The following is a 21,562-nucleotide window of genomic DNA, read 5'->3' as shown; positions in this document are numbered from 1 at the left end:
GGGCTTGCCGCGCGAAAACGTACCGTCAGGCAGATCGCATCGCGGGGCAAGCCCGCTCCCACAGAGCCCCGCCGTCAGTTGGTTTTGTTCCCTTGCGCCTCGGCCTCTTCATGGGCCAGCCGCAACCGCTCCCGGCTGTTGGTCAGGTGCAGGCGCATCGCCGCCCGCGCCGCCTCGGCATCCTGACGCGCAATAGCCTCATAAATCGCCTCGTGCTCATGACTCAGGCGGCTCATGTAATGCTGCTGATCATCGTGCGCCAACCGGGCGGAGTTCAACCGAGTACGCGGGATGATGCTGGTACCCAGGTGGGTCATGATGTCGGTGAAGTAGCGATTGCCCGTCGCCATGGCAATCTGCAGGTGGAACTGAAAGTCCGAAGCCACCGCATCACTGGCATGGGCCACGCTTTCGTTCAACGCATCCAGCGCCTCACGCATCGCCGCCAGTTGCTCCGGGCTGCGGCGCAGCGCAGCAAGCCCTGCCGACTCCGTCTCCAGGCTGATACGCAGCTCCAGTACCGCCAGCACCTCTCGCAAGGTGACGATGGTCGCCGGATCAATACGAAAACCACTCGGGCTCGGTGTATCCAGCACAAAGGTGCCGATGCCATGCCGGGTTTCCACCTGCCCGGCCGCCTGCAGGCGCGAGATCGCCTCGCGCACCACGGTGCGGCTGACGCCCTGCTCTTCCATGATTGCCGACTCGGTCGGCAGCTTGTCGCCGCGCTTCAAGTGGCCATCACGGATACGCTCGGTGAGCACGGTCACCAGCTCCTGGGCCAGGCTACGGGGCTTTCTGCGGGCACGTGGCAGTGCGCTCTGGTCTTTCATATCGAACATCTGTCCCGAATATTCTTTAACCCGGATCATAGCGCAATCAGTTGTACGATCACATGCATCAGAAGCGCTGGCCGCTTCGCGGCCAATCGCAGCCTCACGGCAGTGGCTACGGCGCCTCTGCCCTGACTCGGTACGCCTTGCGATTAGCGTTGCGCGCAAAGCACACGAACAGCGCCGCCATCACCGCCAGCGCCATGGGCAGGCCATGCGGCGCCACATCCATCGCCGCACCACTGACCAACGGCCCCACCAGGCTACCCACGCCCCACAGCAAGCCGACACTGGCATTGGCGGTCACCAGGTCCTGCCCCTTGAACTGCTGCCCGATCAGCACCAGCGCCAGGGTATACACCCCGCCCGCCACCGCGCCGAGCAACACCAGTGCCGGCCACAGCAACCACTGCACCTGCAGCAGCCAGGGCAAGGCGATGCCGATCAGCATCGCCACCACACCACACACCAGATGCACCAGGGTGCGCTCACTGCGGTCCGCCAGCCAGCCCAGCGGCAGCTGGAACAGCATGTCGCCGGTCAGGATCACGGTGACCATCAACGCGGCCACCCCCACGGCAAACCCGTGACTGGAGGCATACACCGGCATCAACGAAAGGATCACCGCATCGAAGAAGGAGAAGAACAACACGCCCATGCACAGCGCCGGCGCGACGCGGAAAAAGCCCGCCAGCGAGAAGCTCTTTTCGCCCTCTTCACCATGCTCCACATGATCGTTGGGCACCGTCAGCAGGATGCACAATAGCGCCAGGCCATAGCAGGCCGTGACCACGGCGGTCACCGATGTGCTCTGCGCGCCGACCAACGCCAGCATCGCCGGGCCGAGCATCTGGAAGCCAGTGAAGGCCGTGGCGTACAGCGCCATGATCTTGCCGCGGTTGTGCTCCGGGCTCAGTTCGTTGACCCACGACTCACCCAGGATGATGGCGATGCCCATGCCGATCCCCAGCCCCAGGCGCAACAGACCCAGCAGGTAGATCGAAGAGAACGCCCATTCCAGCAGGCCGATGCTCAAGGTGCACAAACCAAAGCACAGCAGGTAAATGGTGCGCCGGGTCAGGTGCCGGCAGCAGGCATCGACCATGAATGCCGAGAGCATCATGCCCGCCGCCGGAATGGCCGAAAGCACGCCGATCTGCAGGGTACTGGCGCCCGCTTCGAGCAGACGCAGGGACACCAGTGGCAGGCTCGCACCAAGGCTGAAGCCGACCACCGACACGGCGAACAACAGGCCCGCCAGAAAACGCTTGTTCATCACAACTCCACTCCCGGCGCAGACGCGACTTCGCGCCCCGGGCCGGGTCTACACGACCGATAAAATATTCAGGTGCATCAAGGCCGGGCCACGGCAAGGCGCCGGGCGTGCAACGGCCTTGTCAGAGGGTGTGACGGGGAGGGGAGAAGGTAAAGGCGAACAGCACGCTGCGCCGACGCTTGAGGACGGTATCGCTCGGCCAATCGCAGCAGCGGGTCAGGATAACCGGCTGGCAGTACTGGCAAGGGAGGCTGGAGCGATTCATTCGTCGGCTACGCAGTAAAGGACGGGCGGCACTCTAGGAGAACCCATGCCACCCGTCAATAGCCCGTGCTTGAGCCTTCAGCGCTTGCCGGTAGACGGCAGCAGGACCGCCAGCAAGCCGAACAATGGCAGGTAGGAACACAGGCTGTAGACGTACTCGATGCCCTTGAAGTCGGCCAGGTAGCCGAGCAGCGCCGCACCGATACCGCCAAAACCGAACATCAGTCCGAAGAAAATTCCCGCGATCATGCCGACATTGCCCGGCACCAGCTCCTGGGCATACACCACGATGGCCGAGAACGCCGAGGCCAGGATAAAGCCGATGATCACACTCAGGACGCTGGTCCAGAACAGGTCCACATAAGGCAGTAACAAGGTGAACGGCGCCACGCCCAGGATCGAGAACCAGATCACCGCCTTGCGGCCGATCCGGTCACCGATCGGCCCACCGAAAAAGGTGCCGGCCGCCACTGCGCCGAGGAACAGGAACAGATGCAGCTGCGAGCTGCCCACCGACAGGTCGAACTTCTCGATCAGGTAAAAGGTGAAATAGCTGGTGAAGCTGGCCATGTAGAAGTACTTGGAGAACACCAGCAGGCCCAGTACCACCAGCGCTCCGATCACTCGCTGGCGCGACAGGCCGTGGGTGGCGCGCTGGCCCTGCTTGGCCTTGAACAGGTTCAGGTGCTCCTTGTACCAGCGGCTCAGGCCGTAGGTCACCAGCACGGCGAAGATTGCGAACAGGCCGAACCACACCACGTTGCCCTGGCCGAAGGGAATAATGATCGCCGCCGCCAGCAACGGACCGAACGCCGAGCCGGCGTTACCACCCACCTGGAAGGTCGATTGTGCAAGCCCGAAGCGACCGCCCGAGGCCAGGCGCGCAATGCGTGAAGTCTCGGGGTGGAAGGTCGAGGAACCAATCCCCACCAGCGCCGCCGCCAGCAGGATCATCGGGAAGCTGCCGACATAGGCCAGCATGACGATCCCCACCAGCGTGCAAAGGGTGCCCAGGGGTAGCAGGTTCGGCATCGGTTTGCGGTCGGTGTAGAACCCCACCCAGGGTTGCAGCAGCGAGGCAGTGATCTGGAAGGTCAGGGTGATCAGGCCCACCTGGGCAAAGCTCAGCCCGTAGTTGGCCTTGAGCAACGGGTAGATCGACGGCAATACCGCCTGAATCAAGTCGTTGATCAGGTGCGCCAGGGCGCAGGCGGCAATGATGCGCATGACCAACGGGCTGCTCTGGGCAGTCGCGGTGCTGGCGGGGGAAGTCGACGAGGCACTGCTCACAGCCATGACAAAAACATCCATCCGGTAGGCGGGATCCAATTATCCAGAATTCGTTAGCAAGCGCACTATCTCTTTTCCACGGCAACCGACAGGCGTACTTGTTAATAATTCTCAATAACGTTAGCATCGCCAAAACATGTAACCCCACTGCCCGCCTGTTTAGAGGCCGCACACGCCATGCCCGACAACCAGGATCAACGCAACCTGTCGCTGCTCTACCAGCGTCATCGCAGCGAACTGCTGGCGTTCCTCACACGTCGGGTGCGTTGCCGGGAGACCGCGCTCGATCTGCTCCAGGATGCCTTTGTCCGCCTGATGCACAGCGAGCGTGGCGAGGTGGGCAACCTGCGTGCCTTCCTTTACCGCATCGCCAACAACCTGAGCATCGACCATGCCCGTCGCACCCAGGTACGTGGCGTCAACGACGAACAGGCGCTGGGGCTTCTGCTCAACGAAACCTCGCCGGAGCGCAGCGCGGTGGCCGGCAATACCCTCGACCATCTCGAGCGCCTGATCGACGGCCTGCCCTCGCCTACCCGCGAGGTGTTCCTGCTGGCCCGGGTCGAACAGCTGAGCTACAAGGACATCGCCGCGCGCCTGGGGCTGGACCCGCGCGCCGTCGAGCGTCACCTGAACAAAGCCCTGAGCCATTGCGCCGCGGCAGCACTTCATGCCCAACACAAAGATGTCTCGCCATGAACCCATCGCCTGAAACAACCTCATCGATCGAACCGGGCGACCGGGAACAACAAGCCCTGGACTGGTTCACCCGCCTGCGCGCCCACGACCTGAGCGCCGCCGAGCAGCACGCCTTTGCGCAGTGGCGCCTGGCGCCGGCAAACGCCCGGACCTTTGCCGAAATCGAACTGCTCTGGCAACAGGTGGAACTGCCGGCGCGCCGGGTGCGCCGCGCTGAACACCGACCAGCCAGACGCCCTTGGCGGCGTTTGGCGGTGGCCGCGTGCGTCATGCTGGTCAGTGGCCTGCTGGTACTGCAATTGCCCGTATTGGAGCGCCTGAACAGTGACTACGCCACCTCGGCCGGCGAACGCCGCCACCTGCGCCTGGCCGATGACACGCTAATGGTGCTCGACAGCGCCAGCGCCGTGGATGTCGACCTGCGGGGGCCGGTGCGCAAGGTCCGCCTGGTTCAGGGGCAGTTGTTCCTCGACGTGACCCACGATGGCCGGCCGTTTGTCGTCGATGTCGATGACGCACAGGTCCAGGTGCTGGGTACGCGCTTCTCGGTCAGCCGGACCAAGGATCATGACGAAGTGGTGTTGCTCAAGGGCAAGGTCGAAGTCAGCAACAGTGGCCAGAAGCGCATGCTCGACCCCGGTCAGCGCGTGACCTTCAGCGGCCAGCGCCTGGACGCGGTCCAGGCTGTCGATGCCGAACGCCTGACCGCCTGGCGCGATGGACAGTTGCGCGTTCGCGAAGTGCCACTGCGCCAGGTGCTCGAACAACTGGCGGGTTATCACGGCGCTCGCCTGGTACTGCTCGACGAGCAGCTCGGACGCCGGTTGGTGAGTGGCAGCTTCAACCTCGACAAGGCCGACAGCGCGCTCGATGCCCTGGCCCAGAGCCAGAACCTGAGCATCAACAATCTGGCCGGGCAGTTGATCATCGTACGCTGAGGGCCTGGTAAATAATTTACGCGGCCTGCGGTAATTTCAAGCGCTGTTGCGTCACACCTCGGATAAGAAGCATTAGCATTTGCACTTTCTGGGGGAGGACACATGCAGTACCCACGCGATTTCGGCTTTGCCCGCTTGCCACTGGCCAGCGCCATTCTTGCAACCACCTTGCTCTCGGCACTGCCGTTGGCGACCCAGGCGGCCCAACCTGCCGCCGCGCAAAGCCAGGCCCAGCGCCTGGACTTCAACATCAAGGCCCAGCCACTGGCCGATGCCCTGGACCAGTTCAGCGCCCAGAGCGGCTTGCAGGTGATCTACGACGCCAGCCAGCTGGCCGGCCACAGCTCGCCCGGCGTGCAGGGCAAGCTGAACCCGGCAGAGGCACTCCGGGCCCTGATCGCCGGTAGCAATGCGCACCTCAGCCAACCCAATGCCAGCAGCTTCGTGATCGATCTGCCCATCGAACGGGGCGGCGCACTGCAACTGGATGTCCTGAGTATTTCCGGCAAGGCGCCGGGTTCCACCACCGAAGGCACCGGGCTGTACACCACTTACTCCTCCAGCAGCTCGACGCGCCTTAACCTGACACCCCAGGAAACCCCGCAGTCGCTGACGGTGATGACCCGCCAGCGTCTGGACGACCAGCGCCTGACCAACCTCAGCGATGCCCTGGAAGCGACGCCGGGCGTGATCGTGGTGCGCGACGGCCTGGGCGCGGAAACCGACACCTACTACTCGCGCGGCTTCGTAATCCAAAACTACGAGATCGATGGTGTGCCGACCGTCTCGCGCATGGACAACTACACCCAGAGCATGGCGATGTATGACCGCATCGAGATCGTGCGCGGCGCCAGCGGCCTGATCAGCGGCATGGGCAACCCGTCGGCGACCATCAACCTGATCCGCAAGCGTCCCACCGCCGACGCCCAGGCCAGTGTCAGCGGCTCGGCCGGCACCTGGGACCGCTACGGCACCGGCTTTGATGTGTCCGGGCCGCTGACCGAAACCGGCAACATCCGCGGCCGCCTGGTCGCCGACTACAAGACCGAAGGCGCCTGGGTCGACCGCTACAAGATGGAAAGCCAGTTGCTTTACGGCATCAGCGAATTCGACCTGAGCGAAGACACGCTGCTGACCCTGGGCTTCAGCTACCAGCGCACCGATGTCGACTCGCCCCTGCGTACCGGCTTGCCCACCCGCTTCAGCACAGGCGAACGTTCCGACCTCAAGCGCTCGATCAACATGGCGCCGACCTGGTCGTACAACGACCACGAGCAGACCAGCTTCTTCACCTCCATCGAGCAGCAACTGGGCAACGGCTGGAGCGGCAAGGTCGAGTACAGCCATTCCGAGAACCAGTTCGACGAAGTGTTCGGCTTTCTCATGGGTGACCTGCAGCCCGATGGCAGTGGCCTGAGCCAACTGCCGGTGCGTTTCTCCGGCACCCCGCGCCAGGACAACCTCGATGTGTACGTGACCGGGCCGTTCAGCCTGTTCAATCGTGAACACGAGTTGATCGGCGGCGTAACCCTGTCCAGATACAACGAAAACGTGCCGAGTTGGGGCGGCTGGCGCTACGACTACAATGCTACGCCAGGGGCATCGGTCGAGAACATTTTCGACTGGAACGGCAGACAGCCCGAGCCGGACTGGACCATCAGTGGCAAGTCCTCGATGGAGGAAACCCAGTACGCGGCCTACCTCACCTCACGCCTGCACCTGACCGACGACCTGAACCTGATCCTCGGCAGCCGGGTGATCGACTGGAAACGCGACACCGAAGATCGCCCTTACGGTGGGGCCACCACCGAAGTCAATCGCAAGGAGACTGGCGTCTTCATCCCTTATGCCGGCGTGGTCTATGACCTGGACGAGACCTGGGCGCTCTATGCCAGCTACACCAAGATCTTCAACCCGCAGGCTTCGTGGGTCACCGATGCCAACAACCAGCCGCTCGATCCGATGGAGGGCGTGGGTTATGAAGTCGGCGTCAAGGGCAGTCACTTCGACGGCACGCTGAACTCGAGCCTGGCGCTGTTCAAGCTCGAACAGGACAACCTGGCGATCTGGCTGCATGACAACGTGTACGAAGCCAAGCAGGACACCACCTCCAAGGGCCTGGAGATGGAGCTCAATGGCGAACTGGCCGAAGGCTGGCAGGCATCGGCGGGCTACACCTACACCCTGACCACCGACAACCAGGATGAGCGCATCGCCACCGTGGTGCCGCGCCACAGCCTCAAGACCTTCACCAGCTATCGCCTGCCGGGCATGCTCGACAAGGTGACCGTAGGCGGCGGGGTGAACTGGCAGAGCAAAGTGGGGCAGGACCTGCACAGCTTCGATCAAGGCAGCTACGCGCTGGTCAACCTGATGGCGCGCTACGACATCAGCAAAAACCTCAGCGCCACCGTCAACCTGAACAATGCCTTTGACCGCGAGTACTTCTCCATGGCCTCGTCATACGGTAACTACGGCGCGCCGCGTAACCTGATGACCACGTTCAAATACGACTTCTGACCCGGTAATCGGCTAAGCGGTTGATCATGCGTAAAATTTTTTGAAAGAGGTGTTGACACAACTTCGTTTCGAGCGAATAATGCGCGCCACTTGGCTACATAGCTCAGTTGGTTAGAGCATAGCATTCATAATGCTGGGGTCCGGGGTTCAAGTCCCTGTGTAGCCACCAAGTACTGAAAAAGGGCTTACCGAAAGGTAGGCCCTTTTTTTATGCGTTGATTTTTCGCGGGGCAAGCCCGCTCCCACCTCAATACAGTGGGAGCGGGCCTGCCCCGCGAAACGCTTAGCGCACGCTCGCCATCACCACCGCCAGGCCCAAACCGATCAGCGCCACGCCGATCACCCGGTCGACCAGGATCTGACGCTCGAGCATGATCCGGCGCAAACCGTGCGACGAGAAGAAGATCGCCACCAGGCTGAACCACACCCCATGCGCCAACGACATGAACAGGCCGTAGCCCAGGCTGCTGGCCAGCGAGCTGCCGGGTTGCACCACCTGCGTGTAGGCACTGACCACGAACAACATAGTCTTGGGGTTCATGGCGTTGGTCAAAAAGCCCGAACGAAAGGCCGCCACTACCCCCAGCCGGCTTGAACCATCGTTGTCATCGAGCGAGATTCGCGTGGTGTTGGTCAGCGATTTGTAGCCCAGGTAGACCAGATACCCTGCCCCCAGCACCTTCATCGCCATGAACAACGCCGGTGTCTGGCTGATGATCACGGCGATGCCAAACACGGTGTACAGCACATGGACCTGCACGCCCAGGGCAATGCCCAGCGCGGCCGACAGCCCGGCGCGGCGGCCGAAGGCGTAGCTGCTGCGGGTGACCATGGCAAAGTCGGCGCCGGGGCTGATCACCGCCAGGATGGTGAACAGGGCAACGGCTATGAGTTCATTCACGAAAAGCTCCTCGATCTGCTAGGCAATTGCACAGATAGCACCGTGCATGCCCATTATCGAAAGCTCAGTGGCTGGCCAAAAGCGATTTATAGTGTAGGAAATCCGCTAGTTTTTCTCACAGATATGAAACTGCCTGCACTCACCGCTTTTCGTTACTTCGACGTCGCCGCCCAGACCCAGAGCTTCGTGCGCACTGCCGAACTGCTCAACGTCACTCACGGTGCGGTCAGCCGCCAGGTGCGCCTGCTGGAAGAATCACTGGGCGTGCAACTGTTCGAACGGCGCAACCGGGCGATCTTCCTGACGGCAGCCGGGCGCACCCTGCACGGCACCACCCAGTCGATTTTCGAGCAGTTGGAAGGCACGGTGTACCGCTTGCAGCAACAAGCGCGGGAGAACGTGCTGGTGCTGTCGTGCGAACCGACCATCGCCATGAAATGGCTGATTCCGCGCCTGCCGGCCTTTCATGCCGCACATCCCGATATTCACCTGCACCTGGTGGCGGCTGGCGGGCCCATCGACTTTTCGCGCAGCGGCGTCGACCTGGCCTTGCGCCGCGATGACTTTCGCTGGGATGCCGACCTGCACAGCCTGAAGATCTGCGATGAATGGGTGGGGCCGGTGTGCAGCGTCAACCTGCCCCTGCCCGACACCAGCCTCGACGGGCAGCGCCTGCTGCACAGCGCCTCACGCCCGGGGGCGTGGAACACCTGGCTGCGTCTGAGTGGCGAGTCGGCCAATGGCGCCAGCCGCACCGACTACGAACACTTCTACCTGTGCATCCAGGCGGCCGTGGCAGGATTGGGCGTGGCCATGGCCTCGTTCCTGATGGTCCAGGATGAAATCGACAGCGGCCAGCTGCAGGCACCGCGCAGCTTTGTGCAGGATCAATCGGGCTACGTCCTGTTGTGCCCGCGACCGATCCTGGCCGACGACACCTGCCGGCGCTTTGCCCAGTGGGTCAGCGCAGAAGCGCAGGCCTGCCTGGCTCACTTGCTCTGAGGCTTGCCCGCCACCGGCAAGGCGCAGAACGAAGAGTTGGCACTGAAGTCCCCGCCCCAGGTGCGAAACCCCGCCGTGTCGATGTGAATGCGGCCCGACGGATAGCGCCCCAGGCCCATGTTCCAGGCCTTGCCGTGGGCTTGCCAGAAAGTGCACAGCGGCGTGGGATCGGTCCAGCGCGGCAGCAGTACATCCACGGCGAAGGCCCGGGTATGGGCGCTGGCCAGCGCACCACCAGCACAGCGATTGAGCTGCGGGTCGCGATAGGCCGAGACCACCTCGAACTGGCGCAAGATACCCTGATCCCCCAGGGTCTTGAGCAATTGCACCGTGGAGCGCACCGCTGGCCACTGGCTCGCGGGGGCCACGGCAAAGGGCTCGGCGCGACACAGCCGCCAGTCGCTGGCCGAGCGCAGCAACTGGTAGATCGGCACCACCCCGTACAGGCGTGCATCCACCAGCATTTCGCGAAAGGCGCGGGTTTCATGGTCGCCGGCCCATTGCGCGAACATGTACAGATCGCGCGGGTCGGCATGGGCGCTGCACAGCCCAGCCAATAATACGCCAGTGCCGAGTCCGACCTTGCTCCACAGGTTCATCATCCCTTCCCCCCTTGTCCTCATGACATCGTAGCCGCTGCCGTCAGGCTGCGGCTACGGGTCAGTCTTGCGGACGCAGGCGGTATTGCGGGGGCAACTGGTCCAGGCCGCTGATGGTCGCGTTGAGGCTTTTCCAGCGACCATCCTTGATGCCGTAGATGCACCCGTGGATCGACAGGCTCTGGCCACGGTGCCAGGCATTCTGGACGATGGTGGTGTGACCGACGTTCGCCACCTGCTGGATCACATTGAGCTCGCACAAGCGGTCGACACGTTCCTCTTCGGTGGGCAGCTTGCCCAGCTCTACCCGGTTTTCGTAATACAAGTCACGAATCGAGCGCAGCCAACCATCGATCAGGCCCAGCTGACGGTCCTGCATCGATGCCCGCACCCCGCCGCAGCCGTAGTGGCCGGTCACCAGGATGTGTTTCACCTTGAGGACGTCCACCGCGTACTGGATCACCGACAGGCAATTGAGGTCGGTGTGCAGCACCACATTGGCCACGTTGCGATGGACGAACAGATCACCGGGCAACATGCCGACGATCTCGTTGGCCGGTACACGGGCATCGGAGCAGCCGATCCAGAGGAATTCAGGGGTTTGCTGGCGGGCAAGCTTGGCGAAGAAATCCGGGTCTTCCTGCTTGATTGCATCAGCCCAACGCGCGTTGTTATCAATCAGTTCTTGTAGGTCGTGCATGTTCAAGCCTCATGGTTGATGCGCATCTTGTGACAGGCATGGCCCCGTCCGGGTCACGCCTTTGAATCTTCCCGCCGGGGCCCGGTCCACCGAAAGACAGGCACCCGCAGGAGAATAGCCCCCATGAACGAATCAAGACGCCCACCCCACGCCCCGGAACCCGCGCCCATCGACACCAACGAAGACCGCATGGGTTCAATGGAAAGCCTGGACTTCGACGATGATACGCCCAGCGAAAAAATCGGCGACCTGATTCCCGATCAGGAGCGCGAGCACTTGATGCCCGCCGAGCGCGTACGCGAAGCCGGCATGACCGGCGCATCAAGCGATGACCACGCACCCACCGACGATGACCTGAGCCCGGAGACCCTGATTCACCAAGACGGGGCCCGCTCGGCCACTGAAGCCGGCGAAGACAACCCCGCCGACTGGGACCTGAGCCTGGTCGATGAAGACGACATTGGCGGCGGCAACGGCTTGGATGAAGCCGAGCTTGCCCGGCGCGACCCGCTGGACGGCAAGCCCGAGCGCTAAGGCGTTATTCGAACAGGGTGCAGGCCATGACCAGTGCGTCTTCACGGCCACCGGCAATCGGGTAGTAGTCGCGGCGACGACCAATCTCGTTGAAGCCGTAGCGCTCGTACAGGCGATAGGCGGACTGGTTGCTGGCCCGCACCTCGAGGAAGCACTCGCGGCCGTTGAGCGCGTAGGCACGCCTCATCAACTCTTCGAGCAGGCGCAAGCCCAGGCCACGGCCCTGGCTTTCGGGCTTGACGGTGATGTTGAGCAGATGGGCTTCGTCGATGATCACGTTGATCACGCCGTGGCCTACCTGTTGCTCGCCCTCGAACATCAGCCAGATTTCATAGGACTTGAGCCCGTCGAGGAAAATCCCGCGGGTCCAGGGGTGGCTGAAGGCGGCGTATTCGATCTTCAGTACGGCATCCAGATCCGCCTCGGTCATCCGGCGGAAGCTGATTGTGTCACTCATCGCTTGGTTTCCAGCGCGCCATCAGCCGGCGCATGGCTTGCCAGACGTCCGCCTTGCGTTGCGGCTCGTCCATCAACAGTTCGAGGCCAGGCAAGGCCCAGGCAGTGCCCAGGCCCTCGACCGGCAGCTCGCGGTAATAACTTTCGGCATCCGCCTCGCCGGCAAAACGCACGGCAGGCAGGCCGACCAGCCACAGGCAGACACAGGGCGACTCTTCGAGCCGGGCCTGGATAAAGCCCTGGACGAAATCGGTGGCCGCCTGGGGCCCCTGGTCGAGGTTGCCACGCACCAGCAACGGCCAACGCACCGGCTCTCCGATGATCTGCGGGCTGTCGGGCAACCCGGCGGCGCGCAGCATGTCCTTGAGCAGGAGGTACGACGGGTCGCGGCTCTGAAATGGCTCGCCGGTGGCGAGTTCCACCAGCAGCAGGCAGTTGCCGGCACGCAGCAGCTGCAGTGCGAATCGCGGTGGCGGTACCGGGGCCGGACGCGCTGGAGCGGGTGCCTTTTCGGCCTCCTCCACCGGTTTGCCGGCTAGTTTGGGCGTGGTGCCAGGGCGCGGAATCTCGATCTTCGGTCGCTCGCCCGTGCGTGCTGCCGGTGCGCTGGGCACTGCGACCTGCGCAGCGGGCACCTGCACCTGCGGCTCGAGCGCCGGCTCGTCCAGCGGCGCCACCGGCTGCAACAGCTCCAGACGCGACGGTGCGGCGAACGGCAGTTCGGCACGTGGCAGCCAGTGCACCACTTGCATGGCGTTGAGGTAAGCGCGGCGGCGGGACTCGATTAACAAGAAGGGTCGGCCATCTGTGGATAAGTCAGGGGCGACATTCTAACGTTGTTCGCCGCGCTGCGCCGCTGTTGATCGGCACAAATCCGCCGGGATGCCGCGCGAATCGATCAGGGGGTGAATCGACAGGCACTTGATGCAGTACAATCGGCGCTTTTATTTGGCAACGAGTCGACCCGCCAATGATCGAACCCAAGCGCGTCCTGCGCGCCCTAGCCGAACACTGGGCCTTGCTTGAGCCGTTGTGCGAGCGCTTCGACGGAGGCACCCTGAGCCTCGGCGAACTGCGCCAGCAACTGGCCAACCAGCAGTTGGAGAGCACGCCCCAGGACATCACCAGCCTGCTCGACGTCTGGATTCGCCTCGATATCCTGGTGCCGGTGGCCAAGAGCCCCAACCGATTCGAGCTCAATGCGCAGATCCACGACTTCCTCGCCTACCTGCGCCGCGAACACCGCCTGGGCCTGTGCCTTGAGATCGAAGCCTACCTGCGCCACCTGGAGCGTTTGGCCGGGCATATCCAGGACGCCTTCGAGATTCGTGACAGCAACGACCTGGCCCGCCAGCTGCGCTTGCTCGACATGCGCGTGCGCGACGTGCTGAAAAAACTCGACAACGACGAACAGGCCCTGGTCGCCGTGGCCGAACGGGCCAAGACCAGCGACCGGCAGATTCCGTTGCGCCAGCGCTATGCCGAAGTACTGGCGACCTGGGACGAGTACGTCGAACCGATGATCCAACTGGTGAACGCCGACGGCGCCTTCGAGCAAGGCGTGCGCAAGGTCGAGACCGTGCTGCTGCGCCTGCTGGGCGAACAGGCGCGCCTGGGCCATCTGGTCGACGACGACATGCTCCTGCGCACCCACGCGCGCATCCTTGAAATGCAGACCAGCGCCCAGCTGACCTTGCGCCATGCCCGTGAACTGCTGCTGCCGCTGCGTGAAGAAGCCCGCCGCCACAACGCCGTGACCCGTGGCGCCGCCCTGGCCCTGTCGGTGATCCGCCGCAAGGGCCTGGACGCCGTACCGCAAGCGGCCATGCCAATGTTCACCCGCCCGCAAAGCACGTTCCTGGGCAGCGCCAGCCAGGTCGAGGCCTACGTCTATGCACTGGCCCGCTTCGAGCCCAAGCCTGCGCAGTTCCCCAAGGCCCACAAGAGCAACCGTGGCGACAGCCCGAAAGCGCCGCGCACGGTCAAGGAAATGCTCCAGCGCTGCGAAAGCGCCCTGCCACTGCCCGACCTGATGGTCTGGCTGCTGGACCAGGAGCCCGACGGCGCCACCGACGAATTGCTGTACTGGTTCTCGCGCCTGTCGCGGGAAAAACGCTTTACCCGCGAACGCCTCGAGCGCCGCGAATACACCACCCGCGAACACCTGGTCAGCCTGCGTTCCTTCGCCCTGACATCCAGCCGCGAACCATCGCCTGAACCAACTGCGAGCCCTGCCCATGCATCTTGATCTTTCCGAACTGTCCCAGCTCGCACCGATCTTCCGCGAGCTGTTCAAGGGCTTTCACATCAGTCGCCGCGACCCGGAACTGTACGGCCAGCTGTCGAACTTCCAGGACCAGTACCGCGGCCTGTTCAAGGCCCTGGGCTTTGAGCTGGTGTGCGACACCCGCGGCTTCTACTACTTCGTTCCCGACCAGGCCGCCGCCCAGGTCAACAAGACAGCCCAGCGCCTGTCGCTGTTCACCTTCATCCTGGTGGAGCACCTGGCCGACCAGGGCCGCGACCCGATGTCGGTGCTCGACGGTGGCAGCCTGGGCCGTGACGAGCTGCCCTCGATGCTGGAAAAGTACCGCGACCTGTTCATCCAGGCCGAGGTGCAGACCCCGGACGAGCTGGAAGAAAAGATCATGCGCCGCATGACCCAGCTGGGCTTTGCCCACGAAGAGAACGGTATCTACCGCTTCCTGCCCCCAATGCACCGCTTCCTCGACGTGTGCCTGTCGGTGCAGCAGGACCGCGACCTCGCCGCCAGCCTGCACAGCACCCTGCCGCTGCCAACGCCAGTACTGGTCGAAGAAGAAAGCCCCGAAGTGCTGAACCGGACCGACGACCCGCTCGACCTGAGCCCGTTCGAGGAAAGTGAAGAAGACGCCTTGGCCCGCGCCATCGCCGAAGAGCAACAGGAGATTGATGCATGAGCCAGGAACGCTACGGCATTCGCCGCTTTGCACTGCTCAACACCGCCGGCTACAGCCTGGGCCTGTTCCCGCTGGAACACCCGCTGTCGGTCTACGGCGCCAACAACCTGGGTAAATCCGCCTCGATCAACGCCCTGCAGTTCCCGATCCTGGCGCGCATGTCGGACATGAGCTTCGGCAAGTACAGCCTGGAACAGTCCCGGCGCTTCTACTTTGCCAGCGACACCAGCTACATCCTCTGCGAGGTCAACCTGCCCCACGGCCCGCACGTGATCGGCGTGGTCGGCCGCGGCCCGGGTGGCGGCTTCGGCCACCAGTTCTTCGCCTATGCCGGCGAACTTGACCTGGCCCATTACCAGAAGAACGACACCTGCCTGCGCCAGAAAGTGCTGTTCAGCAACCTGGAGCGCAACGGCCTCAAGGCCTACGAACTCAAACCTGACGAGCTGCGTCGCCTGCTGGTCGGTGGCCACACCTCGATCCCGCTGGACCTGACCCTGATCCCGCTGCGCTCCACCAGCGAGCAGAGCCTGAAGACCTTCCGCGCACTGTTCATCAACCTGCTGCACATGCGCGAGATCACCGCGGCCAAGCTCAAGCAGTTGTTCCTCGATGCCTTCGAGCACAGCCTGCGCTCGGGCAGCGTCGACTACATCGCCGCCTGCGAGGAGGCCTTCCGCGACGTGCGCCGCATGGAGCAGGACTACAACTCCCTGGTCGCTGCCGGCCCGCTGGTCGAGGCCCTGGCCAACGGCGTGGCCCAGCGCGACATCCTGCGCGGCAAGCTGCATCGCCTGTCGCCGCTGCTCGACTCGCTGCTGGGCACCTGGCAGGACTACGCCAGCGCCCGCAAGGAAGAGCTGGTAATCCAGGCCGAGCACTACAAGAACGAACAGGACAGCCTGCAGAACGACCAGCGTGGCGGCACCCAGGAGCTGATGCGCCTGGAGCGCGAAATCACTGGTATCCAGCGCTGGCTCGGCGAGCTGTCGGTACTCAAGCACCGCTTCGCCCTGGTCGATGACGTCAAGGTGCTGGAGCAGCAACTGCTGGCCGCCAAGGATGCCCACGACGAACTGGCCGGTGCCCTGGCGCAGTCTCGCCAGTTCAGCGCCGAAGACCTCGAAGAGCGCCTGCGCGACCTGGAGAAACGCCTCAAGTCGGTCAAGCAGCAGCTCGACCATGCTGACAACAACAGCTATGCCCGCCTGCGCGAAGAATTCTCCCAGCAGGATGTCGAGCGCCTGATGCGCCTGTTCAACGGCGCGCTGTTCAGCCTGCCGCTGGGTGAGCGCGGCATCGAGCTGGACGACAGCGACCTGTGGGTCAAATCCCTGGAGGCCGTGCTCGACGGCTTCAAGGGCGAGCGTTTCGAGGCTCCGGGGCTGTCGATCGATCTCTCGCACATCGAACCGCCAGCGCTGCAGGCCCTGGCCGACCGCGCCGCCCTGCGCGACCAGAAGGAGCGCCTGGAAAAGGAGCTCAAGCAGCTCAAGACCCAGCAGGCCGTGGCCGCCGACCGCGCCGCGAGCAAGACCCAGACCGAAACCCTGTACCAACAGGTACTGGACGCGCAAAAGGCCCTGGAAGACTTCCGTCGCACCCAGACACTGTCTGCCGAAGAAGGCGACAAGCTCGAACAGCTGGCACAGATGGAAGCCGCCCAGGACGAGCTCAAGCGTTCCAGCGATGCCTTCACCGAACGCGTCCAGCAACTGTCGGCCAAGCTGCAACTGGTTGGCCGCCAGATCGCCGACATGGAAGCCAAGCAGCGCACCCTCGACGACGCCCTGCGCCGCCGCCAGCTGCTGCCGGCCGACCTGCCGTTCGGTACGCCGTTCATGGAGCCGGTGGACGACTCCATGGACAACCTGTTGCCCCTGCTCAACGACTACCAGGACAGCTGGCAGGGCCTGCTGCGGGTCGATGGCCAGATCGAGGCGCTGTACGCCCAGGTTCGCCTCAAGGGCGTGGCCAAGTTCGACAGCGAAGACGACATGGAGCGCCGCCTGCAGCTGCTGATCAACGCCTACGCGCACCGCACCGACGAAGCCCTGACCCTGGGCAAGGCGCGCCGTGCGGCGGTCACCGACATCGCCCGGACCCTGCGCAACATCCGCAGCGACTACGACAGCCTCGAGCACCAGCTGGCGCTGTTCAACCGCGAGATCAACAAGCGCCAGGTGTCCAACCTCGAGAGCTTCCGCATCGTGCTGGCACCGAACAAGGAAGCCCTCAAGCACATCGACCAGATCATCCACAGCGCCGGACAGTACGAAGAAGGCGAGACCCTGTCGGTGTTCGACCTGAGCGCCAGTGCCGAGCAGGACAACAAGAACGAGGAAGCCAAGGAGTACCTGGCGCGACTGGTAGCGGCCAACCACAACCAGTTGGGCCTCAAGGACCTGTTCGAGCTGGCCTTCGAGATCACCAAGGTCAACGGTCAGCCGGTGATCCACACCGACATCGACGGTGCGGCGTCCAACGGCACCACCATGACCATCAAGGCGCTGACCAACATGTACCTGTTGCTGCACCTGATGGACCGCGACCTCGCCGGTCGCGTGCGCCTGCCGTACTACCTGGACGAAGCGGCAGACATCGACGAACGCAACCAGGCCGCCCTGCTGGAAACCAGCTTGCAGTTGGGCTTCGTGCCGATTCTGGCGAGTGTGAAGCCGCAGGTCTCGGCGCATGTCGCCATCGACCTGGAAGGCGGTAGCGGGCCGAACGGCATCTACATCGACGAGGCCGACTGGAAGTTCATCAGCCGGTTGGATGAGGTGAAGGCGGTGGTGCGCGAGGAAGAGGAAGCGGCTTCGGTCTAATGCAATCGCGGGGCAAGCCCGTTCCTACACCAGTAGGAGCGGGCTTGCCCCGCGATGATTATTGCTGCGGCCAGGGCAGGATCGGAATCGCCGTCACCGCGTTCTGCGGGCTGCCTTCGATCAGCCGGTCCGAGTACACCAGGTAGACCAGGGTGTTGCGCTTCTTGTCCAGGAAGCGCACCACCTGCATGGTCTTGAACACCAGCGAGGTGCGCTCCTTGAACACCTCGTCACCGTCCTTGAGCTTCTCCTTGAAGCGAATTGGCCCTACCTGGCGACAGGCAATGGAGGCTTCGGCACGGTCTTCGGCCAAGCCCAGGCCGCCCTTCACTCCGCCCGTCTTGGCACGGGACAGGTAGCAGGTCACACCCTCGACTTTCGGATCGTCGAACGCCTCGACCACGATGCGGTCGTTTGGCCCGACGAACTTGAACACGGTCGACACCTGACCGATTTCCTCGGCCGCAGCCACTGCCGGCAATGCCAGCAGCGCCGCTGCAATCATCCCTTTGAACACGGTTGTTTCCTCAGACCAGAATCAGGTTGTCGCGGTGAACCAGCTCAGGCTCGGCGATGTAGCCCAGCAGGCTTTCGATGGCCTCGGAGGACTGGCCGATGATCTTCTGCGCTTCAAGGGCGCTGTAGTTGGCCAGGCCACGGGCGACTTCCAGGCCATCCGGGCCGACACAAACGACCATTTCGCCACGGCGAAAGCTGCCCTGCACGGTTTTGACGCCGACCGGCAGCAGGCTCTTGTTGGCCTGACGCAAGGCCTGCACGGCACCGGCGTCGAGCACCAGGGTGCCGCGGGTCTGCAGGTGCCCGGCCAGCCACTGCTTGCGCGCGGCCAACATGCCGCGCTCGGGCGACAGCAAGGTACCCAGGCGCTCGCCAGCCTTGAGGCGATCGAGTACGCGCTCCAGGCGACCACCGACGATGATGGTATGGGCACCGGACCGGGCCGCCAGACGCGCAGCACGCAGTTTGGTCTGCATGCCGCCACGGCCCAGTGCGCCACCGGTACCGCCCGCCACCGCATCCAGGCTCGGATCGTCGGCACGGGCTTCATAGATCAGTTGGGCATCGGGATTGTTACGCGGGTCAGCGTCGAACATGCCATCGCGGTCGGTGAGGATCACCAGCAGGTCGGCTTCGACCAGGTTGGCCACCAGGGCAGCCAGGGTGTCGTTGTCGCCGAAACGGATCTCGTCGGTCACCACGGTGTCGTTCTCGTTGATCACCGGCACCACGCCCAGCTCCACCAGCGTGCGCAGGGTACTGCGCGCGTTGAGGTAGCGCTTGCGATCCGACAGGTCGTCGTGGGTCAGGAGAATCTGCGCGGTGTGCTTGTCATGCTCGGCGAAACTCGACTCCCAGGCTTGCACCAGGCCCATCTGGCCAATCGAGGCTGCCGCTTGCAGCTCATTCATGGCACTCGGTCGCTTGGACCAACCCAGGCGGCTCATCCCGGCGGCAACCGCCCCGGACGATACCAGTACCAACTCGACACCCGCCTCATGCAACGCCACCATCTGCTCGACCCAGACGCCCATGGCCGTACGATCGAGCCCCTTGCCATCTGCTGTCAGCAGGGCACTGCCGATCTTCACCACCCAGCGCTGCGCACCCGTCACCTTGCTCCGCATCTTCTTCCAACCTATAGAGATCTTTAGATACTAAAACGCCGCTCCAGAGAGCGGCGTTTAGTGTACTGCAACGAATCAGTCGCGCACGTAAATGATTTCCGGACCGTCTTCGTCGTCGTCATCCCAGTCGTCATCGTCGTCGCCGATGTCGTGAACGCTCTTGACACCACTGCGGCGCAGGGCACGGGCATCGTCCAGGGCTTGCAGCTGGGCACGGGCCTCGTCTTCGATGCGCTGATCCAGGTCGGCCAGCTCTTCGGCGTAGGCCGGGTCGTTGGCCAGGCGGTCGGCGCGGTCTTCGAGGTAGCGCATGATGTCGCGGCTGAGCTGCTCGGTACCCTGCTTGGAGATGGCCGAAATCACATAGACAGGACCTTCCCACTGCAGACGCTCGACCACTTCCTTGACGCGCTCGTCACGCTCGTCGTCCATCAGCATGTCGGTCTTGTTCAGTACCAGCCAGCGATCACGTTCGGCCAGCGACGGGCTGAAGCGGGTCAGCTCGTTGACGATCACTTCAGCCGCGTCGGCGCTGCTGCTTTCATCCAGCGGCGCGAGGTCGACGAGGTGCAGCAACAGGCGGGTACGGGCCAGGTGCTTGAGGAAGCGGATACCCAGGCCGGCACCGTCGGAAGCGCCTTCGATCAGGCCGGGGATGTCGGCGATGACGAAGCTTTTCCAGCGATCGACACTGACCACGCCCAGGTTCGGCACCAGGGTGGTGAACGGGTAGTCGGCGACTTTCGGCTTGGCGGCCGATACCGAGCGGATGAAGGTACTCTTGCCGGCGTTCGGCAAGCCCAGCAGGCCAACGTCGGCCAGTACTTTCATTTCCAGCTTCAGGTCACGCTGCTCGCCGGGTTTGCCCGGGGTGGTCTGGCGTGGCGCACGGTTGGTACTGGATTTGAAACGGGTGTTGCCCAGGCCGTGCCAGCCGCCCTGGACCACCATCAGCTTCTGGCCTGGCTTGACCAAGTCGCCGATGACTTCCTGGGTGGCGGAGTCGATCACGGTGGTGCCGACTGGCACGCGCAGGATCAGGTCGTCGCCTTTTTTGCCGGTGCAGTCGGTGCTGCCGCCATTGGAGCCGCGCTGGGCCTCGAAATGTCGGGTGTAGCGGTAGTCGACCAGGGTGTTGAGGTTTTCATCGGCGACCATGAACACCGAGCCGCCGTCGCCACCGTCACCGCCGTTGGGACCACCGTTCTCGATGAATTTTTCGCGGCGGAAGCTCATGCAACCGTTACCGCCGTCACCGGCTTTGACCCGGATCGATACTTCGTCAACAAACTTCATAAAAACCGCCTCTCGTCAGCTGGACGAGCTGAGTGACACAAAGACATAAGGCTCTTGCAAAAGTGAGCGCGGCGGCCCCCGTCAACGACCGAAACACCAGCGCCGGCAGCCCATACAAACAGCTTTGCAAGAGACTCACCCCACAAACGAAAAAGCCCCGTCGCGAGACAGGGCTTTTCCAGCGTCCGCGCGATTACTCGGCGACAACGCTCACGTAACGACGACCGAAGGCGCCTTTTACTTCAAACTTGATCTTACCCGCGATCTTGGCGAACAGGGTGTGATCCTTGCCCATGCCAACGCCGTAGCCAGCGTGGAATTGGGTGCCGCGCTGACGGACGATGATGTTGCCAGGAATGATAGCCTGGCCGCCATACATCTTCACGCCAAGGCGTTTGGCTTCTGAGTCGCGACCGTTACGGGTACTACCACCAGCTTTTTTGTGTGCCATGGTTCAATTCTCCAGAAAAGGGATTTAGGCGATTACGCCGAAATACCGGTGATCTTGATTTCGGTGAACCACTGGCGGTGGCCCATACGCTTCATGTGGTGCTTACGGCGGCGGAACTTGATGATGCGCACTTTGTCGTGACGACCTTGCGAGATCACTTCAGCAACAACCTTGGCACCAGCAACGACTGGAGCGCCGATGTTCACGTCGTCGCCATTGGCAACCAACAGAACGCGGTCGAAAGTCACGGATTCGCCAGTGGCGATTTCCAGTTTTTCGATTTTCAGGTATTCACCTTCGGCGACTTTGTACTGCTTGCCACCGGTAACAATTACTGCGTACATGGTATTTCTCCGATAATCCTGCTCACCCAGCTCTTTATAGGAAGAG

General features: G+C 63.2%; 21 protein-coding genes and 1 tRNA gene. 9 read left to right on the top strand and 13 right to left on the bottom strand.

Going from position 1 to position 21,562, the window contains the following annotated elements; translation table 11 throughout:
• Positions 1-74: 74 nt before the first annotated feature.
• The 3 genes from H621_RS0114325 to H621_RS0114315 all read right to left on the bottom strand — a co-directional run bounded on the left by H621_RS0114325 (position 75) and on the right by H621_RS0114315 (position 3,669).
• The gene (locus H621_RS0114325; RefSeq protein WP_028944067.1) at positions 75-833 is read right to left on the bottom strand and encodes a FadR/GntR family transcriptional regulator; all 759 of its coding nucleotides are present in this window, start codon (positions 831-833) and stop codon (positions 75-77) included.
• A gap of 115 nt (positions 834-948) precedes the next feature.
• Positions 949-2,109: an MFS transporter gene (locus tag H621_RS0114320; protein ID WP_028944066.1), complete on the bottom strand. Its 1,161-nt coding sequence runs from the start codon at positions 2,107-2,109 to the stop codon at positions 949-951.
• A gap of 342 nt (positions 2,110-2,451) precedes the next feature.
• Positions 2,452-3,669: an MFS transporter gene (locus H621_RS0114315; protein WP_028944065.1), complete on the bottom strand. Its 1,218-nt coding sequence runs from the start codon at positions 3,667-3,669 to the stop codon at positions 2,452-2,454.
• Positions 3,670-3,840: 171 nt separating this feature from the next.
• Between H621_RS0114315 and H621_RS27110 the strand changes: the two genes are divergently transcribed.
• The 4 genes from H621_RS27110 (at position 3,841) to H621_RS0114295 (ending at position 7,989) form a co-directional block, all read left to right on the top strand.
• Complete coding sequence (locus H621_RS27110) at positions 3,841-4,362, top strand: RNA polymerase sigma factor (RefSeq protein WP_051270537.1); 522 nt, start codon at positions 3,841-3,843, stop codon at positions 4,360-4,362.
• A complete protein-coding gene (locus tag H621_RS0114305) occupies positions 4,359-5,300 on the top strand; it encodes a FecR family protein (RefSeq protein ID WP_028944064.1) in 942 nt (313 codons plus the stop codon). The genes H621_RS27110 and H621_RS0114305 overlap by 4 nt, the downstream gene beginning before the upstream one ends.
• Before the next feature lie 102 nt (positions 5,301-5,402).
• Positions 5,403-7,820, top strand: coding sequence for a TonB-dependent siderophore receptor (locus H621_RS0114300; RefSeq protein WP_036989861.1), 2,418 nt, complete (start codon positions 5,403-5,405; stop codon positions 7,818-7,820).
• A 92-nt stretch (positions 7,821-7,912) separates the two neighbouring features.
• Positions 7,913-7,989: transfer RNA gene (locus tag H621_RS0114295), tRNA-Met, on the top strand.
• Between the two features lie 114 nt (positions 7,990-8,103).
• On the opposite strand, the gene H621_RS0114290 is transcribed toward H621_RS0114295, so the two are convergent.
• The gene (locus H621_RS0114290) at positions 8,104-8,721 is read right to left on the bottom strand and encodes a LysE family translocator (protein ID WP_028944062.1); all 618 of its coding nucleotides are present in this window, start codon (positions 8,719-8,721) and stop codon (positions 8,104-8,106) included.
• Positions 8,722-8,844: 123 nt separating this feature from the next.
• On the opposite strand from H621_RS0114290, the gene H621_RS0114285 reads away from it, so the two are divergent.
• Positions 8,845-9,723 carry a LysR substrate-binding domain-containing protein gene (locus H621_RS0114285; RefSeq protein ID WP_028944061.1) on the top strand — a complete coding sequence of 293 codons (879 nt, stop codon included), beginning with the start codon at positions 8,845-8,847 and terminating at the stop codon, positions 9,721-9,723.
• Here the strand turns inward: H621_RS0114285 and H621_RS0114280 are convergent.
• Both H621_RS0114280 and can read right to left on the bottom strand, forming a co-directional pair.
• On the bottom strand, positions 9,711-10,322 hold the full coding sequence (locus H621_RS0114280; RefSeq protein ID WP_028944060.1) for a D-Ala-D-Ala carboxypeptidase family metallohydrolase: 612 nt from the start codon (positions 10,320-10,322) through the stop codon (positions 9,711-9,713). The two genes, H621_RS0114285 and H621_RS0114280, sit on opposite strands and share 13 nt — an antisense overlap.
• A 61-nt stretch (positions 10,323-10,383) precedes the next feature.
• Positions 10,384-11,022, bottom strand: a complete 639-nt coding sequence (gene can / locus H621_RS0114275) for a carbonate dehydratase (RefSeq protein ID WP_028944059.1) — start codon at positions 11,020-11,022, stop codon at positions 10,384-10,386.
• 123 nt (positions 11,023-11,145) lie between these two features.
• On the opposite strand from can, the gene H621_RS0114270 reads away from it, so the two are divergent.
• Positions 11,146-11,556 carry a hypothetical protein gene (locus tag H621_RS0114270; RefSeq protein WP_028944058.1) on the top strand — a complete coding sequence of 137 codons (411 nt, stop codon included), beginning with the start codon at positions 11,146-11,148 and terminating at the stop codon, positions 11,554-11,556.
• Between the two features lie 4 nt (positions 11,557-11,560).
• Here the strand turns inward: H621_RS0114270 and rimI are convergent, their stop codons facing one another.
• Together rimI and H621_RS0114260 are read right to left on the bottom strand one after the other, a co-directional pair.
• Positions 11,561-12,013, bottom strand: a complete 453-nt coding sequence (rimI, locus tag H621_RS0114265) for a ribosomal protein S18-alanine N-acetyltransferase (protein ID WP_028944057.1) — start codon at positions 12,011-12,013, stop codon at positions 11,561-11,563.
• Complete coding sequence (locus H621_RS0114260) at positions 12,006-12,803, bottom strand: hypothetical protein (protein WP_028944056.1); 798 nt, start codon at positions 12,801-12,803, stop codon at positions 12,006-12,008. Before H621_RS0114260 ends, rimI begins: the two co-directional genes overlap by 8 nt.
• A 179-nt stretch (positions 12,804-12,982) precedes the next feature.
• On the opposite strand from H621_RS0114260, the gene mksB reads away from it, so the two are divergent.
• From mksB to mksF, 3 genes are read left to right on the top strand one after another with little or no spacing between them, the layout of a single operon-like run.
• Complete coding sequence (gene mksB / locus H621_RS0114255) at positions 12,983-14,260, top strand: Mks condensin complex protein MksB (RefSeq protein ID WP_028944055.1); 1,278 nt, start codon at positions 12,983-12,985, stop codon at positions 14,258-14,260.
• A complete protein-coding gene (gene mksE, locus H621_RS0114250; protein ID WP_028944054.1) occupies positions 14,250-14,951 on the top strand; it encodes an Mks condensin complex protein MksE in 702 nt (233 codons plus the stop codon). The genes mksB and mksE overlap by 11 nt, the downstream gene beginning before the upstream one ends.
• Positions 14,948-17,779 carry an Mks condensin complex protein MksF gene (mksF, locus tag H621_RS0114245; RefSeq protein WP_028944053.1) on the top strand — a complete coding sequence of 944 codons (2,832 nt, stop codon included), beginning with the start codon at positions 14,948-14,950 and terminating at the stop codon, positions 17,777-17,779. The genes mksE and mksF overlap by 4 nt, the downstream gene beginning before the upstream one ends.
• A gap of 58 nt (positions 17,780-17,837) precedes the next feature.
• On the opposite strand, the gene H621_RS0114240 is transcribed toward mksF, so the two are convergent.
• From H621_RS0114240 to rplU, 5 genes are all read right to left on the bottom strand, one after another.
• On the bottom strand, positions 17,838-18,284 hold the full coding sequence (locus tag H621_RS0114240; RefSeq protein WP_036989872.1) for a CreA family protein: 447 nt from the start codon (positions 18,282-18,284) through the stop codon (positions 17,838-17,840).
• A 22-nt stretch (positions 18,285-18,306) separates the two neighbouring features.
• On the bottom strand, positions 18,307-19,425 hold the full coding sequence (gene proB, locus H621_RS0114235; RefSeq protein WP_028944051.1) for a glutamate 5-kinase: 1,119 nt from the start codon (positions 19,423-19,425) through the stop codon (positions 18,307-18,309).
• A 75-nt stretch (positions 19,426-19,500) separates the two neighbouring features.
• Entirely contained in the window at positions 19,501-20,721 is a 1,221-nt protein-coding gene (cgtA, locus tag H621_RS0114230; protein WP_028944050.1) for an Obg family GTPase CgtA, read from the bottom strand.
• 193 nt (positions 20,722-20,914) lie between these two features.
• Positions 20,915-21,172 carry a 50S ribosomal protein L27 gene (gene rpmA, locus H621_RS0114225; RefSeq protein WP_010225698.1) on the bottom strand — a complete coding sequence of 86 codons (258 nt, stop codon included), beginning with the start codon at positions 21,170-21,172 and terminating at the stop codon, positions 20,915-20,917.
• Positions 21,173-21,204: 32 nt separating this feature from the next.
• Complete coding sequence (gene rplU, locus H621_RS0114220; protein ID WP_010225695.1) at positions 21,205-21,516, bottom strand: 50S ribosomal protein L21; 312 nt, start codon at positions 21,514-21,516, stop codon at positions 21,205-21,207.
• Positions 21,517-21,562: the final 46 nt, after the last annotated feature.

The sequence above is a fragment of the Pseudomonas vranovensis DSM 16006 genome (genome assembly GCF_000425805.1).
Lineage (GTDB): Bacteria > Pseudomonadota > Gammaproteobacteria > Pseudomonadales > Pseudomonadaceae > Aquipseudomonas > Aquipseudomonas vranovensis.
This window is presented reverse-complemented; position numbering and strand designations above follow the sequence as displayed.